The sequence below is a fragment of the Streptomyces sp. P9-A4 genome, from assembly GCF_036634195.1.
Lineage (GTDB): Bacteria > Actinomycetota > Actinomycetes > Streptomycetales > Streptomycetaceae > Streptomyces.
Genome location: NZ_JAZIFY010000001.1, coordinates 5,082,371 through 5,096,615 on the forward strand (window position 1 = coordinate 5,082,371; position 14,245 = coordinate 5,096,615).

Sequence of the window (14,245 nt, forward strand, 5' to 3'; positions counted from 1 at the left end):
CGGGTCACTCCTCGACGAGGAGCTTCTCCCGCAGCTGCGCCAGGGTCCGTGCCAGCAGCCGGGAGACGTGCATCTGCGAGATGCCGACCTCCTGCGCGATCTGCGACTGGGTCATGTTCCCGAAGAAGCGCAGCAGCAGGATCCGCTTCTCCCGGGGAGGCAGGTCCTCGAGCAGCGGCTTGAGCGACTCGCGGTACTCGACCCCCTCCAGGGCCTCGTCCTCCGCGCCGAGCGTGTCCGCGACCGCCGGCGACTCGTCGTCCGTGTCGGGGACGTCCAGGGACAGCGTCGAGTAGGCGTTCGCCGACTCCAGCCCCTCCAGGACCTCTTCCTCCGAGATCCCGAGCCGCTCCGCCAGCTCGTGCACGGTCGGCGAGCGGCCGTGCTGCTGGGAGAGCTCCGCCGTGGCCGTGGTCAGCGAGAGCCGTAGCTCCTGGAGCCGGCGCGGCACCCGGACCGCCCACCCCTTGTCACGGAAGTGGCGCTTGATCTCACCGACGACCGTGGGGGTGGCGTACGTCGAGAACTCGACGCCGCGCTCCGGGTCGAACCGGTCCACCGACTTGATCAGGCCGATGGTCGCGACCTGGGTCAGGTCGTCCAGCGGCTCGCCGCGGTTGCGGAATCGCCGGGCCAGGTGCTCCACCAGCGGCAGGTGCATCCGTACCAGCCGGTTGCGCAGTTCCGCCTTCTCCGGGGAGCCCTCGGGCAGCTCGCGCAGTGTGACGAAGAGGGCGCGGGCGCCGCTCCGGTCGTGCGGGTCCGGGGCGGCGGGGACGTCCGGTTCCTCGTCGTCCTCCTCGGCCTCGTCCCCGGGCTTCCCCGCGCCGGCGTCCGCCTCCGCGTCCCCGCGCGCGTCCGCGGCGGCATCGGCCTCCGCCGGCCGCGGCTCCTCGGGAGCCGCGGCGGAGCCCTCCGCACTCGCGGGGCCCCGGGGGGCCTCGGAGACACCGGGTGTCTCGGGAACCTCGTGGTGCTGCTCGTGCTCGCTCATCTGGTCCGCCTGCTCCGTAGCGACCTCATACGGCCGTGCCTGCTGCTCAGGGATGCCGGCCGTCGCGTCCCCGCGCCTCACGCCGGGCCTGGCCCCGCGCCGCGCTGTTTGTACAGGCTGATCGAGACCGTACGGTCTTCGGCCACCGACGACTCCACCTTCCCGGCCAGTGCCGAGAGCACCGTCCAGGCGAAGGTGTCCCGCTCGGGCGCCCGGCCGTCCGTCGTCGGGGCGGAGACGGTCACGTCGAGGGAGTCGTCGACCAGCCGGAAGACACAGCTGAGGACGGACCCCGGCACGGCCTGCTGGAGCAGGATGGCGCAGGCCTCGTCGACCGCGATCCGCAAGTCCTCGATCTCGTCGAGGGTGAAGTCCAAGCGCGCCGCGAGACCGGCCGTGGCCGTACGCAGCACGGACAGATAGGCACCCGCAGCGGGCAGCCGGACTTCCACGAAGTCCTGGGTCCCGGGCTCGCCTGTGATCTGGGACACCCTCACCTCCAAGGTGGCACAAGCTCATTCGGGGCTCGGGGGAAAGGGCCCCCCGAACCGGGCGGTACGCAGGGACTGCGCAGTCCGCCGTGACGCTATCGCGATCGGTCCCGCCATGTCGCCGTCGGCTCCCGCCGCCCCCGTCACCGACCGTCACCCATGGTAGGCCCATGGGCGCGGACGGTGGGCAGGGGTCTGCGGGGGCCGGGACGAGCGACCGGCGGAGGGGTGACGTACCCAACCGGGGGGCGGCCGAACCGTCGGACGGCCGAATCGCCGGACGGTCCTACGACCGGACCGGCGGACGGCCGGACGATCCGGCCCGGACCGCGGGTCCCGGTCAGACGATCGAGCCGTCCACGAAGCACCAGCGCCAGGCCTCGCCCGGCTCGAACGTCCGCATCACCGGATGCCCGGTCGTGGAGAAGTGCCCCGTCGCGTGCTGCCCCGCCGAGGAGTCGCAGCAGCCGACGTGCCCGCAGGCCAGACAGAGCCGCAGCTGGACCGGATGCGTACCGTCCGCAAGGCACTCGGGACAGGTGTCGGCCAGCGGCGCCGGTTCGGGGCGCGGCATTTCGGCTACGTGCGGGCACTCGCTCATGATGGCCAGGTTACGTTGCGGCACGGACAGGGACGGGGCAGACGGGCATGGACGCACTGCAACTGGTGGCGCTGGTGGCGGCGAGCGCCGCGATCGCGGGGATCGCGCGCCGGACACCGGTGCCCGCCCCCCTGCTGCTCGTCGCGTTCGGTCTCGTCGCCTCGTACGTCCCCGGGGTGCCGGACTACACCCTCGACCCGCACATCGTGCTGCCGCTGATCCTGCCCCCGCTCCTCTACACGGCGGCCGTCGACTCCTCCTATCTCGACCTGCGGGCCAACATCCGGCCCGTCGCGCTGCTCTCCGTCGGGTACGTCCTCTTCGCCACCGTGGCCGTGGGCTGGCTCGCGTACGTCCTCGTCCCCGACCTGCCGCTGACCGCCGCGCTCGTGCTGGGCGCGGTGGTCGCCCCGCCGGACGCCGTCGCCGCCACCGCCATCGCGCGCAAGCTCGGCCTGCCGAACAGGATCACCACGATCCTCCAGGGCGAGTCCCTGGTGAACGACGCCACCGCCATCACCGCCTACAAGGTCGCCCTCGCGGCGGCCGTCGGCGAGGGCATCGGCTGGGCGGGCGGCCTGGGGGAGTTCGCGCTCGCGGCCCTCGGCGGCATCGGCGTCGGCCTGGTCCTCATGGTCCCCATCCACTGGCTGCGCCGCACCCTCGGCGACTCCCTCCTCCAGAACACGCTCTCCCTCCTCATCCCCTTCGTCGCCTACGCGGCGGCCGAGGAGGTCGGCGCCTCCGGAGTCCTCGCCGTCGTCGTGGTCGGCCTCTTCCTCGGCCACCGCGCCTGGCAGGTCGACTTCGCGACCCGGCTCCAGGAGGAGGCGGTCTGGAAGATGGTCGCCTTCGTCCTGGAGTCCGCCGTCTTCGCCCTGATCGGCCTCCAGCTGCCGTACGTCGTCCAGGGACTCGGCCCGTACGGGATCGGCGAGGCGGTCCGGTACGCGGTCGGCGTCTTCGTCGCCGTGGTCGTCGTCCGCTTCGTCTGGGTCTACCCGGCGACCTTCCTGCCCCGCTGGACGTCCCCGCGCATCCGGGAACGGGAGCCCGAGGTGGACTGGCGGGCGCCGCTCGTCGTCGGCTGGGCCGGCATGCGCGGCGTGGTCTCCCTGGCCATCGCCTTCTCCATCCCCGTCGTCACCGACGGCGTGGAATTCCCGGCCCGCAACCTCGTCCTCTTCCTCACCTTCACCACCGTGATCGGCACCCTGGTGGTCCAGGGACTGACCCTGCCGCCCCTGATCCGGCTCCTGAAGCTCCCCGGCCGGGACGGGTACGCCGAGACGCTGGCCGAGGCGCAGGCGCAGAGCGAGGCCTCGCGGGCCGCCGAGGAACGCCTCGACGAGCTCCTCGCCGACGAGCGCAACGCCCTGCCGAAGCCCCTCGCCGACCGGCTGCGCACGGTCCTCGAACGGCGCCGCAACGCGGTCTGGGAGCGGCTGGGCTCCGTCAACGAGGTCACCGGCGAGACGGCGGACGACACCTACCGGCGGCTGTCGCGCGAGATGATCGACGCCGAGCGGGAGGTCTTCGTACAGCTGCGGGACGCGCGCCGGATCGACGACGAGATGATGCGGACGCTGCTGCGCAGGCTCGACCTGGAAGAGGCGGCGGCCTACCGCGAGGAGTCGGACGGCTGAGTGCCGCCGGGGTCGTCCGCCCGCGCCCCGTCCGGCGCGCCCGTCACGACGGCCACGAGCCGGGTGCCCGCCGGGTACGCGCCCTCCTCCGCGAGGGTCGTCAGGCCGTGCAGCATTTTGGCCACATACAGTCGCTCGATGGCGAGTCCGTGCCGCGCCTCGAAGTCGCGTGCGAAGGCCTCCAGAACGGGGGACGTGCGCGCGTACCCCCCGCAGTGGAAACGTTCGTCCAGCGTCCAGCCACCGCGCGGCCCGCCGAACGCCGCCTCCTGGAGGGCGCGGACCTCCCCGCCCAGGAAGCCGCCCTTGAGGACCGGGACGCCGAGCGCCCGCTGCCCGGGGGAGAGCCCGGCCGCGAGGCCCGCGAGGGTGCCGCCGGTCCCGCAGGCGACGGCGACCGTGTCCGCCACTCCGGCGAGCTCCCGGCCCAGCTCGACGCAGCCCCGCACCGCGAGCGCGTTGCTGCCGCCCTCGGGGACCACGTACGCGCCCGCGGGGGCACGGCCGAGGAGCCGTGCGAGGGTCGCCGGATCGTTCTTCGCGCGGTACGTGGCCCGGTCCACGAACTCCAGCCGCATCCCGTCCGCCGCGCACCGTGCGAGGGAGGGGTTGAGCGGGCGCCCGGCCAGCTCGTCGCCCCGGACGATCCCGACCGTGGGGAAGCCGAGCAGCCGCCCGGCGGCGGCGGTCGCCCGCAGGTGGTTGGAGTACGCGCCGCCGAAGGTCAGCACGGGACGCCCGGCGGCGGCACCCAGGTTGAGGGCGAGCTTGCGCCACTTGTTGCCCGGCAGGTCGGGGTGGATCAGGTCCTCGCGCTTGAGGAGCAGTGTGAGGCCGCGCCGGGCGAAGCGCGCGTCCTCCACCGGCTCCAGGGGCGAGGGGAGCCGGGGCCGGAGACGGGAGAGGTCGAACGCGTTCACCCGGCCATTGTCCGTGGCCGGCGGAGCCGTGGAACCGCCCCACGCGCGCTCAGCTCAGGACGTCGGCGATCCGCTCCCGCATCGAGGCCATCGTGAAGCCGCGCGGGTCGACCTTCCCGGGCTGCCACTCCCGGTGCCCGATCACCGAGCGCTGCGTCCAGCCGTGCACCCGGCACAACGCGGCCGCCGCCTTCGCGATGGCCTCCAGCTGGACCTTCGGCCACGGGTCCTCGCCGTCCCCGAGGTTCTCGCACTCGAAGCCGTAGAAGTACCGGTTGCCGTCCGTCGTGGCCTCGTCGTCCGGCGGCAGCCCCTGCTCGGCGATGACCGCCCGGAGCACCTCGTCGTCGCCGAGCCCCGCGTGGTTGGCGCGGCCGTAGCCGACGAGGTGGACCGTGCCGTCCTTGGCGATCACGCCGTGGCAGAGCGGTCCCGGCAGGGCCGCGTAGCCGTCCCGGCAGATCCGGACGGTGTTCGCGGTGCCCCGGGTCACGGTGTGGTGGATCATCACGCCGTACACGGGCCCCCAGGGGCCCTTGTGGTTGCGGTTGTGGGTGGACCATTCGCCGACCTGGACGACCGTGAGGCCTTCGTCGCGCAGCGCGTCGAGGAACCTGCTGGCCGACATGGGTGAGGACATGACCGACTCCCTCCGGAGGACGGGGTGAGCTTCCGGAATACCGGAGTCCGCCACTCCGCTGCCATCCGTTCGGACGGTGTGCGAGCCGATCCGGACATCGGCCGATGGGGCGGGTGGGGCTCCGCTGTTCGGATGGAAATCACGTGACATGCCCCGAAGATCGTCGAACAGTCCCACCCGAATGTGTAATGGCGCCGACACACTCCGTGCTGAAAGGCTTCCTCTCGCAACTCAGTCTTTTTCGAGGTCATACGAGAGGGAGTTCCATGTCCGTTGGTTCGGTTGGCGACGAGGTCCGCGCGGAGCAGCAGTCCCCGCAGCAGAGTCTCGGTACCGCCGCCGCGCGGAACCTCGCCACGACCACCAAGTCGGCACCGCAGATGCAGGAGATCACCTCGCGGTGGCTGCTGCGGGCGCTGCCGTGGGTCCAGGTGCAGGGCGGTACGTACCGGGTGAACCGGAGGCTCAGCTACTCCGTGGGTGACGGCCGGGTCACCTTCGTCCAGACCGGAGAGCGCGTCGCGGTCATCCCCGCCGAACTCGGCGAGCTCCCCGCCCTGCGCGGCTACGAGGACGAGGAGGCGCTGACCGAGCTGGCGTCCCGCTGCCGCCAGCGGGAGTACGCGGCGGGTGAGGTGATCGCCGTCGCGGGCGAGCCGACCGACCGGGTCCACCTCCTCGCGCACGGCAGGGTCGAGCAGATCGGCGAGGGGCCGTACGGGGACGAGGCCGTGATCGGCGTCCTGGCCGACGGCGCCTACTTCGGCGACGACGCCCTCGTCGACGCGGAGGCCTCCTGGGAGTGGACCGCCCGCGCGGCCACCGCCTGTACGGTCCTTGAGCTCACCCGGGACGACGTGCGGAACCTCGCGGACCGCGCCGGCTCGCTCGCCGCCCACCTCGCGACGGTGGCCGCCCTGCCGGACCAGCGCACCAACACCTACGGCGAGGCCGCCATCGACCTCTCCGCCGGCCACGTCGGCGAGGCCGTCGTCCCGCACACGTACGTCGACTACGACGCCTCGCCCCGCGAGTACGAGCTGAGCGTCGCCCAGACCGTGCTGAAGGTCCACAGCCGCGTCGCCGACCTCTACAACCAGCCGATGAACCAGACCGAGCAGCAGTTGCGGCTCACGGTCGAGGCGCTCCGCGAGCGCCAGGAGCACGAGCTGGTCAACCACAAGGAGTTCGGCCTCCTCGCCAACTGCGACTACGGGCAGCGGATCCAGCCCCACGACGGCGCCCCCACCCCTGACGACATGGACGAGCTGCTCTCCCGCCGCCGGGGCTCCAAGCTCTTCCTGGCGCACCCGCGCGCCATCGCCGCCTTCGGCCGTGAGCTCAACAAGCGCGGTCTGGTGCCCGAGACGATCGACATCAACGGCAACCGCATCCCGACCTGGCGCGGTGTGCCGATCTACCCGTGCAACAAGATCCCGGTGTCGGACGCCCGCACCACCTCGATCATCTGCATGCGTACCGGCGAGGCCGACCAGGGCGTGATCGGTCTGCACCAGACCGGCCTGCCCGACGAGATCGAGCCCAGCCTCTCCGTCCGCTTCATGGGGATCGACGAGCAGGCGATCATCTCCTACCTGGTCACGGCCTACTACTCGGCGGCGGTCCTCGTCCCGGACGCGCTCGGCGTCCTGGAGAACGTCGAGGTCGGCCGCTGGCGCTGAGCCCGACGACGCCCGGTGGCGGGGACCGAACCCTCCCGCCCCCGGGTGTTCCCGGCTCGTCGCCGCGCAGTACCGCCACGGAGGATACGAAGGAAGTGACCGTGACCATGGCCAGCGCGGATGCCGTCACCGACGGTCAGGGGGCCGTGCGGCTCCTGGACCGGACGCGGACCGCTGTCAATCCCCAATTGCGCTCGACCGTCGAGACCCTGCCCGGCTCCATGCGGCGGGTCGCGATGTACCACTTCGGCTGGGAGCACGCCGACGGCACACCCGCCGCGGAGCAGCCGGGCAAGGCGATCAGGCCCGCCCTGGTCCTCGCGGCGGCGCGGGCGCTCGGCGCCGAAGAGGCCCAGGCGGTGAAGGCCGCCGCCGCCGTCGAACTCGCGCACAACTTCACCCTGCTCCACGACGACATCGTCGACGAGGACGTGACCCGGAGGCACCGGCCCACCGCCTGGACCGTCTTCGGCATCCCGGACGCGCTGATCGCCGGTGACGCGATGAGCGCGCTCGCGCTGCGGCTGCTCGCCGAGGACCCGCACCCGGCCTCGCCCGCCGCCTCCGCGCGCCTGGCGGCCTGCGTCATCGAGCTGTGTGCCGGGCAGCAGGCGGACTGCGCACTCGAACAGCGCGACTCCCGCGAGGTCACGCTCGACGAGTGCCTGGCCATGGCCACCGCGAAGACCGGGGCGCTGCTCGGCGCCTCCTGCGCCATCGGCGCGCTCTACGCGGGCGCGGGCGAGGAGGAGGTCGCGGCGCTGGACGCGTTCGGCCGGGAGGCGGGCCTCGCCTTCCAGCTGATCGACGACCTGATCGGGATCTGGGGCGACCCGGACCGGACGGGCAAGCCGGCCGGGGCCGATCTGGCCGCCCACAAGAAGTCGCTCCCCGTGGTGGCGGCGCTGACCTCGGGGACCCCGGCGGGCGAGGAGCTGGCCGAGATCTACGCCCGTCCGGTGCTGGACGCGGCGGCGGTACGAGCGGCGGCGGACGCGGTCGAGCGGGCCGGCGGGCGCGACTGGGCGCAGGCGCAGGCGGCCGAGCGGATGGGCCGCGCGGTCGAGTACCTGGCGCGGGCGGTCCCGGACCCGGCGGCGGCGGGGGACCTGCTGGCCCTGGCGGAGTTCGTCACGCGCCGCACGCGCTGATCCAGGCCGCGGTGGGTCACGCCTCGGGGACGATCCGGGTGACCACGGTCTCGATCATGTCGTCCAGGTCGCGGTCGCCGAGGAGGCCGGGGACGGTGAAGTGGTCGAGCAGCAGTCCGGTGAGGGCGAAGTAGAGCAGCCGGACCGTGTCGGCGTCCCCGGGCATCCCGGCGGCGAGGTGCCCCCGGACGTTCTCGTCCAGGTCGGAGCGGAGCACCTTGGTGAGCTGGGTGCGCAGCTCGGGGCGGCGTACGGCTTCCAGGCGGAGTTCGAACAGCCCGAGGTAGCAGGTGCGCTCGGCCGCCAGACGCCGGGCGATCCAGCGCATCAGCTCCACCACCAGCTCCCGGCTGGGCGCGGGGGCGAAGGCGGTCTCCACGGATTCCGGCGCCGGGGTCAGCCGTACGAAGATCCGGTCACCGACCTGGGAGAGCAACTGGTCCCGGTCGCGGAAGTAGTTGGACGAGGTGCCCGTCGGGACCCCGGCGCGGGTGTCGACCGCGCGGAAGGTCAGCCCGCGGGCGCCTTCGTCCGCCAGGACCTCGATCGCGGCGTCGAGCAGTGCCGTACGGCGTTCCGGGTTCTTGGCCATCTCGGGCTCCCTCCGGGTAGAGCGGATCTTCTCGAAATAGGGTCTTGCGCAACCACTACAGGTGAAGCACTATAGCCGTCGTGGTTGCGATCGCAGCCGCGTTCCGAAGGAGAAGAGGACCGGCTTGCGCAAGCTCACGTACTACATCGCCTGCACCATCGACGGCTTCATCGGTGACCCCGAGGGCGATGCCTCGTCCATGTTCAAGTACTCGACCGGCGCGTACATGGAGGCCATGAACGCCGAGTACCCCGACACCGTCCCGACGCACGTACGGGAGATCTTCGGGATCGACGCCGAGAACAAGCACTTCGACACCCTGATCCAGGGGATGCGGTCCTACCAGCTCGCCCTGGACATCGGCGTCACCAGCCCGTACAACCACCTGCGCGAGTTCGTCGCCACCCGCTCGCTGGCCGAGTCGCCCCACACCAACGTGGAGCTGATCGCCGACGACCTCGTCGGCCGCGTCCGCGCACTCAAGGCCGAGGACAGCCCCCTGGGCATCTACCTCTGCGGCGGCTCCACCATCGCCGGTGAGCTCATCGAGGAGATCGACGAGCTGATCATCAAGACCTACCCGCAGGTCTACGGCAGCGGCATGCCGATGTTCGGCGCCGGCTTCGAGCCCCGCGACTTCGAACTCGGGGCGGTGCGCGCCTTCGACAACGGCGTGCTCGTCCGTACGTACACCAGGCAGCGGTAGCGGCGACGAGCGCCGCCGCGCGGGGCGTCCTACCCTGGAACCATGGGTGACGAGGCGCCCCGCACGACGCGGGATCCCCGGGCCGAGTTCGACTGCCCGGCCTGCGGCCGTCAACGGGCCACGGTGGCCACCCGGCACAAGGTCCTCGGGGCCTGGGTGCCGGAGTGGGAGATCCAGCCCTGCCGCAACCCCGACTGCCCGCTCCACGAGCCCGCGGACGCCGACGCCGAGCCGGGGACCGGGACGGGCGCGGAAGCCGCGAGCACGTAGGTGACCGGCACAAACGGCAAGATCGGGAGAAGTCCGGCCGCAGGGTGACCGGGCGCGCGCCGGAGCCGGTCATACCGCTACAGTCCGCGCATGTCATCGGAGTCGACGGAAGTCTGGACCGGCTGGTACCGGGACCGCAACGGCGCGGAAGCGCTGGTCATCACAGCCGATGGGCGGCACGTCACCGCCCGCATCAGGGGTATCGAGTACAAGGGTGAGGGCTTCGCGGCCCTCAGCGCGGACGGCGAGGGCGGGCAGCCCCTCACCGGCTGCGTCCTGGAGTGGGACCTGCCGCTCCCCGTCGTCGTGGACGGCGCCTCCCAACAGGCCACACTGGCCTGTCTGCTGACGCTCGGCGAGCGGGGGGACCTCAGCCTGACGCTGCACTACGGCGGCGCGGCCTTCGAAGCGTGCGTCGCCGGGGGTGACTTCGACGGGGCGCTCGACCGGGTCCGGCGCCAGCTCCCGCCCGGCGCGGACTTCGGCCGCCGCCTGCTCCAGCCGGCCTGAGAAGCACGGGACGGCGGCGCCCCCTCGAACGCGGAGAGGGAGGGGGCGCCGCCGTCGTCGTACGTGGGGGGCTCGGAACGGGCCGGGAATCAGCCCGTGTACGGGAAGGGCCGAGGCTCGGCCCGTGTGCGGGAAGGGGCCGGGATCAGCCCTTGAAGGCGGAGGTGAGGCCGTAGCGCCACAGCTGGTCGACGCGGGAGCGCTCCTGTGCGTTCGGCTGGGCGTTCTGGCAGGACGTACCGGGTCCGCCACCCGACATCAGCTCGCTGCACGGACCGCTGTAGTGGTCCGGCAGCCCGAGGACGTGCCCGGTCTCGTGGGCGGTCACACGGGTCGAGTTGTACTGCTGGTTCTGCTGGTAGTCGAGGAAGATGTAGCCGCCGCCGTGACCGTCGGTGCTCGCGTACGAGCCGCGGGAGTCGTTGCCCTCGTAGTACGCGAAGTCCGGGTTGCCGCCCTCGACGAGGCGGACGTTCGCCACCGAGCTGTTCCATATCTGCGCCGAGCGGGAGATCTGGGTGCGGAAGCTCGGCGCGTTGGCGGTGCTGTAGACGACGGTGACGGCGGTCGCGCCGGGCGTGGCGGCACGCTTCTTCGCCACCGACTTCATGACGGCCTCGAAGAAGGCCTGGTTGGCCTTGGCCTCCTCGGCCGAACCGGCGTACGCCACGGTGGCGTTGCCCGCGTGGACGGTGCTCACGGCCGCCGCCGGGGCCGTACCGACGGAGGCGGCGAGACCGAGGCCGAGGGCGGCGGTCAGTACGGAGGTGAGGACCTTGGGGTGACGCATGGGGGGCTCCTCCTGTTGGGGTCGGAGCGAGTCTCGGGGCAGCCGGGCCGTGCGCGGATGATGTCAACCGCCGATAGCCCCACCGCATCACCCCCACGCGACCCGACCGCGAAGGCCCCCGATACAACTCCCGATCACCTTCAACTGCCTTGGAATGAAAGGTGATTGAACGGTTCCGGGTGTCTGGTGCGACTCAGGGAGCCGCCCTACCCTCGGGGCATGGAGCTGGAGGTGAGACACCTGCGCGCGCTCTGCGCCATCGCGGACACGGGCAGCCTGCACAAGGCGGCCCGCCAACTGGGCATGACACAGCCCTCGTTGACCACCCAACTGCGGCGCATCGAGAACTCCCTGGGCGCCGAACTCTTCTCCCGGGGCCGCACCGGCTGTCGCCCCACCCCGCTCGGACACTCCCTGCTCAGCCGGGCCCGCCCCCTCGTCGCCGACATGGCCGCGCTCGTCACCGAGGCCCGCGCCGCCGCCGCCCGCGCCGACGGCCCCGGGCTCCGCGTCGGCTCCACCGCGAGCCGGGCGCTCCCCGGCTGGCTGCGCGGAATCCGCCGGCGCCTGCCCGGCACCGACGTCGGCCTCCGAATGGACGTCTCCGCCAACGCGCTGCTGCGCACGGTCGCCGCCGGCCAGCTCGACGTGGCCTTCGTCCACGAGGTCGAGGGCAGCCCGTTACGGGTCCCGGACGGCCTCCGGGGGCGCGTCCTGGTCGCCCGCGAACCGCAGTTCATCTCCATGGCCCGCGACCACCCGGCCGCCGCCGGGCCCGTGGTGGACCTCGCCGACCTGGCGGACGACCACTGGATGGTCGACCCGACCGTGGACGGCGAATGGGACGGCCTGCGCCGGGTCCTGGGCGCCGCGGGCATCGACCCGCCCCTGCTGCACGCCGACTACCACACGGCCGCCGCGCTCGTCGTCCTCGGCGAGGCCGTCGCCCCGTGCCAGCCCACGTCGGGCCCGCGCGAGGACATGGCCATCCGCCCCCTGCGCGGCGACCCGCTGGCCGTCCGGCTGCTGCTGTTCGCGCGGCCGGGAGCGCCGCTGGACATCCTGTACGCGGAACTCGCGGCGGCGTACCGGGAGGTGGCGCTGCGGGCGGCCCCGTACCGCGAGTGGCTCCGCGGCCAGGGGGCGGCGCCGGGGGCGTTCGTGGGACCGGGCCTGATGACGGCGTGAGGGCGACGGGGGCGGGTGTTGCTCCCGGGGGCGTACGGGGACCGCGACGGGCTCTGACGAGGGCATGATGACGGCATGAGCGAACACGAACACGAGGACGGACCGGCCCTGGGCCGCGCGCGGGCTGGGGTCCGGCACGCCCGCCCGGAGGACCTGACGCGGGTCGTGGAACTCATCGCCGAGCACGCGGCGTACGAGAAGTCGGCCCCTCCGGCGCCCGGCCTCGCGAACCGCCTGACCGGCCTTCTCTTCGGCCCGGGACCCGGCCCCGCGCGACTCCGCTGCCTGGTCGCCACCCTCCCCGACGGGACCCTCGTGGGGTACGCGACCTGCGCCCCGGAGGTCTCCACCTGGGACGGTACGGAATACCTCCACATGGACTGCCTCTACCTCACGGAGACCTCCCGGGGCCACGGCCTGGGCCCGCTGCTGATGAACGCGGTCCGGGAGGAGGCGGCGCGCCTGGGCCTCGCGGAGATCCAGTGGCAGACCCCGTCCTGGAACGAGAACGCGATCCGCTTCTACGACCGGCTGGGGGCGACGTCCAGGGAGAAGCGCCGGTACAGCCTCCCGGCGGAGGGGTAGGAGGCGCGCCCGTGGTCCCCGGTCCCGGCCCTGGTGCGCGGCCGGCGGCCCATCGCCGAGTGCGCGCGCCGGGGTGGTCTCGGAGGGTGATGTCGGGCCGGGTCTTCAGCTCTGACCACAGGGACCCGCGGGGAGCATTGGCCCGGTTCCAGACAGCGTCGCTCTTATCGTGGAGCATCAGCAAACTGACGGTCGGCGCCGAGGTGGGCAGCACATGAGGAAACCGCAGATCGACTATGCGGCGGTCTTCCACGCCTTGCCGGGCATGGTGGCTCTGCTCACCCCCGACCTGGTGTACGCCGACGCCAACGAGGACTTCCTCCGGTTGGCCGGGCGCAGCCTTGACCAGCTGCTGGGCCGCTACATCTTCGACGTCTTCCCCGAGAACCCCAACGACCCGGCCGCGGCCGGCCGGCGGGAGACCCAGGCGTCGATGCTGCGCGTCGTGGCCACCGGCGACCGCGACACGATGGCGCTGCTGCGCTATGACATCGAGGATCCCGAGCGGCCCGGCCACTGGGTGGAGCACTTCTGGAGCCCGGTCAACGCACCCGTGCCGGGCCCGGACGGGCGAGTCGTGCTGATCGTCCACCGGGTGGAAGAGGTCACCGAGCTCATCCGTGCCCGCGAGCGCAGGGGCAGCGACAGCAACCGGGACCGCGTGCTGGAGGCCGAGCTCTTCACGCGCTCCCGTGAACTGCAGGAAATCAACGAACGCCTGCGCCGGGCTCAAGTGCGCGACCGCGAGATCGCCCTGGCCCTGCAGGCGGCGATGCTGCCTGCCCCCACGCCGGTCGGGCACCACCGGGCAGCCGTCCGCTACCGGCCCGCTGTGGGCACCCTGAACGTGTGCGGTGACTGGTTCGACCTGGTCGACCTGCCGGGTGACCGGATCGCGGTCGCTGTCGGCGACGTCGTCGGCCACGGCCTGGAAGCGGCCTGCGTCATGGGGCAGCTGCGCAGCGCGCTGAGCGCGGCTGCCCGTGTCGCCGAAGGCCCGGCCCGGGCGCTGGAGGCCCTCGGACTGTATGCCCGCCATGTCGAGGGTGCCGAGTCGACCACTGTGGTGAAGACCTTCATCGACTGGGGCACGCACACCCTCACGTACAGCTGCGCGGGCCATCCACCACCCGCGCTGCTCCACCCCGACGGCGCCGTGACCTTCCTCGACCAGGCGACCGACCCGCCTCTCGGCGCGCGCCCCGAACACGTCGCGCGGCCGGAGGCCTCCACAGCCTTCGCCGAGGGCGCCACCCTGGTCCTCTACACCGACGGCCTGATCGAACGCCGCACCGAGGACATCGACACCGGCCTGGCCCGCCTTGCCGACTGCCTCGTCCGCCACGGGCAGGCCGACCCCGAGGTCCTGGCCGACGCACTCCTGGCCGACCTCCTCGGACCCGCCGGCAACACCGACGACACGGCACTGGTCGTCATCCGCCTGTGAGACCCGTGCCGGCCCGGTCTCGGAGCCGCGGC

At 72.6% G+C, this 14,245-nt stretch carries 16 protein-coding genes; 9 read left to right on the forward strand and 7 right to left on the reverse strand.

What is annotated here, in order from left to right:
• Nucleotides 1-4: 4 nt before the first annotated feature.
• The 3 genes from V4Y03_RS23085 to V4Y03_RS23095 form a co-directional block, all read right to left on the reverse strand.
• Nucleotides 5-1,075 (reverse strand): RNA polymerase sigma factor SigF, encoded by a 1,071-nt coding sequence (locus V4Y03_RS23085; protein ID WP_332436151.1) that lies wholly within the window; start codon nt 1,073-1,075, stop codon nt 5-7.
• A complete protein-coding gene (locus tag V4Y03_RS23090; RefSeq protein ID WP_332436152.1) occupies nt 1,072-1,485 on the reverse strand; it encodes an anti-sigma regulatory factor in 414 nt (137 codons plus the stop codon). The genes V4Y03_RS23085 and V4Y03_RS23090 overlap by 4 nt, the downstream gene beginning before the upstream one ends.
• 340 nt (nt 1,486-1,825) lie before the next feature.
• On the reverse strand, nt 1,826-2,086 hold the full coding sequence (locus V4Y03_RS23095; protein ID WP_056567228.1) for a UBP-type zinc finger domain-containing protein: 261 nt from the start codon (nt 2,084-2,086) through the stop codon (nt 1,826-1,828).
• A gap of 47 nt (nt 2,087-2,133) precedes the next feature.
• Here V4Y03_RS23095 and V4Y03_RS23100 point away from each other — a divergent pair, with 47 nt between their 5' ends.
• The gene (locus V4Y03_RS23100) at nt 2,134-3,732 is read left to right on the forward strand and encodes a Na+/H+ antiporter (protein WP_332436153.1); all 1,599 of its coding nucleotides are present in this window, start codon (nt 2,134-2,136) and stop codon (nt 3,730-3,732) included.
• On the opposite strand, the gene V4Y03_RS23105 is transcribed toward V4Y03_RS23100, so the two are convergent.
• The gene (locus V4Y03_RS23105; RefSeq protein WP_332436154.1) at nt 3,708-4,652 is read right to left on the reverse strand and encodes a 1-aminocyclopropane-1-carboxylate deaminase/D-cysteine desulfhydrase; all 945 of its coding nucleotides are present in this window, start codon (nt 4,650-4,652) and stop codon (nt 3,708-3,710) included. The genes V4Y03_RS23100 and V4Y03_RS23105 overlap by 25 nt on opposite strands.
• A gap of 49 nt (nt 4,653-4,701) precedes the next feature.
• The gene (locus V4Y03_RS23110) at nt 4,702-5,292 is read right to left on the reverse strand and encodes an N-acetylmuramoyl-L-alanine amidase (protein WP_317878560.1); all 591 of its coding nucleotides are present in this window, start codon (nt 5,290-5,292) and stop codon (nt 4,702-4,704) included.
• Nucleotides 5,293-5,558: 266 nt separating this feature from the next.
• Here V4Y03_RS23110 and V4Y03_RS23115 point away from each other — a divergent pair, with 266 nt between their 5' ends.
• The gene (locus V4Y03_RS23115; protein ID WP_317878561.1) at nt 5,559-6,974 is read left to right on the forward strand and encodes a family 2B encapsulin nanocompartment shell protein; all 1,416 of its coding nucleotides are present in this window, start codon (nt 5,559-5,561) and stop codon (nt 6,972-6,974) included.
• Nucleotides 6,975-7,081: 107 nt separating this feature from the next.
• Nucleotides 7,082-8,125 (forward strand): family 2 encapsulin nanocompartment cargo protein polyprenyl transferase, encoded by a 1,044-nt coding sequence (locus tag V4Y03_RS23120; protein WP_332437249.1) that lies wholly within the window; start codon nt 7,082-7,084, stop codon nt 8,123-8,125.
• A 16-nt stretch (nt 8,126-8,141) separates the two neighbouring features.
• Here V4Y03_RS23120 and V4Y03_RS23125 read toward each other — a convergent pair whose 3' ends face one another.
• Nucleotides 8,142-8,717 (reverse strand): TetR/AcrR family transcriptional regulator, encoded by a 576-nt coding sequence (locus V4Y03_RS23125; RefSeq protein ID WP_332436155.1) that lies wholly within the window; start codon nt 8,715-8,717, stop codon nt 8,142-8,144.
• A gap of 124 nt (nt 8,718-8,841) precedes the next feature.
• Here V4Y03_RS23125 and V4Y03_RS23130 point away from each other — a divergent pair, with 124 nt between their 5' ends.
• The 3 genes from V4Y03_RS23130 to V4Y03_RS23140 all read left to right on the forward strand — a co-directional run bounded on the left by V4Y03_RS23130 (nt 8,842) and on the right by V4Y03_RS23140 (nt 10,203).
• On the forward strand, nt 8,842-9,423 hold the full coding sequence (locus V4Y03_RS23130; protein WP_332436156.1) for a dihydrofolate reductase family protein: 582 nt from the start codon (nt 8,842-8,844) through the stop codon (nt 9,421-9,423).
• Nucleotides 9,424-9,465: 42 nt separating this feature from the next.
• On the forward strand, nt 9,466-9,693 hold the full coding sequence (locus V4Y03_RS23135; RefSeq protein ID WP_332436157.1) for a hypothetical protein: 228 nt from the start codon (nt 9,466-9,468) through the stop codon (nt 9,691-9,693).
• 90 nt (nt 9,694-9,783) lie between these two features.
• Nucleotides 9,784-10,203, forward strand: coding sequence for a DUF6304 family protein (locus tag V4Y03_RS23140; RefSeq protein WP_317878672.1), 420 nt, complete (start codon nt 9,784-9,786; stop codon nt 10,201-10,203).
• Nucleotides 10,204-10,348: 145 nt separating this feature from the next.
• Here the strand turns inward: V4Y03_RS23140 and snpA are convergent, their stop codons facing one another.
• The gene (gene snpA / locus V4Y03_RS23145) at nt 10,349-10,993 is read right to left on the reverse strand and encodes a snapalysin (protein WP_332436158.1); all 645 of its coding nucleotides are present in this window, start codon (nt 10,991-10,993) and stop codon (nt 10,349-10,351) included.
• A 219-nt stretch (nt 10,994-11,212) separates the two neighbouring features.
• Here snpA and V4Y03_RS23150 point away from each other — a divergent pair, with 219 nt between their 5' ends.
• The 3 genes from V4Y03_RS23150 to V4Y03_RS23160 all read left to right on the forward strand — a co-directional run bounded on the left by V4Y03_RS23150 (nt 11,213) and on the right by V4Y03_RS23160 (nt 14,213).
• Nucleotides 11,213-12,181 carry a LysR family transcriptional regulator gene (locus V4Y03_RS23150; protein ID WP_332436159.1) on the forward strand — a complete coding sequence of 323 codons (969 nt, stop codon included), beginning with the start codon at nt 11,213-11,215 and terminating at the stop codon, nt 12,179-12,181.
• Nucleotides 12,182-12,256: 75 nt separating this feature from the next.
• Nucleotides 12,257-12,766: a GNAT family N-acetyltransferase gene (locus V4Y03_RS23155; protein ID WP_332436160.1), complete on the forward strand. Its 510-nt coding sequence runs from the start codon at nt 12,257-12,259 to the stop codon at nt 12,764-12,766.
• Nucleotides 12,767-12,980: 214 nt separating this feature from the next.
• On the forward strand, nt 12,981-14,213 hold the full coding sequence (locus V4Y03_RS23160; RefSeq protein WP_332436161.1) for a PP2C family protein-serine/threonine phosphatase: 1,233 nt from the start codon (nt 12,981-12,983) through the stop codon (nt 14,211-14,213).
• Nucleotides 14,214-14,245: the final 32 nt, after the last annotated feature.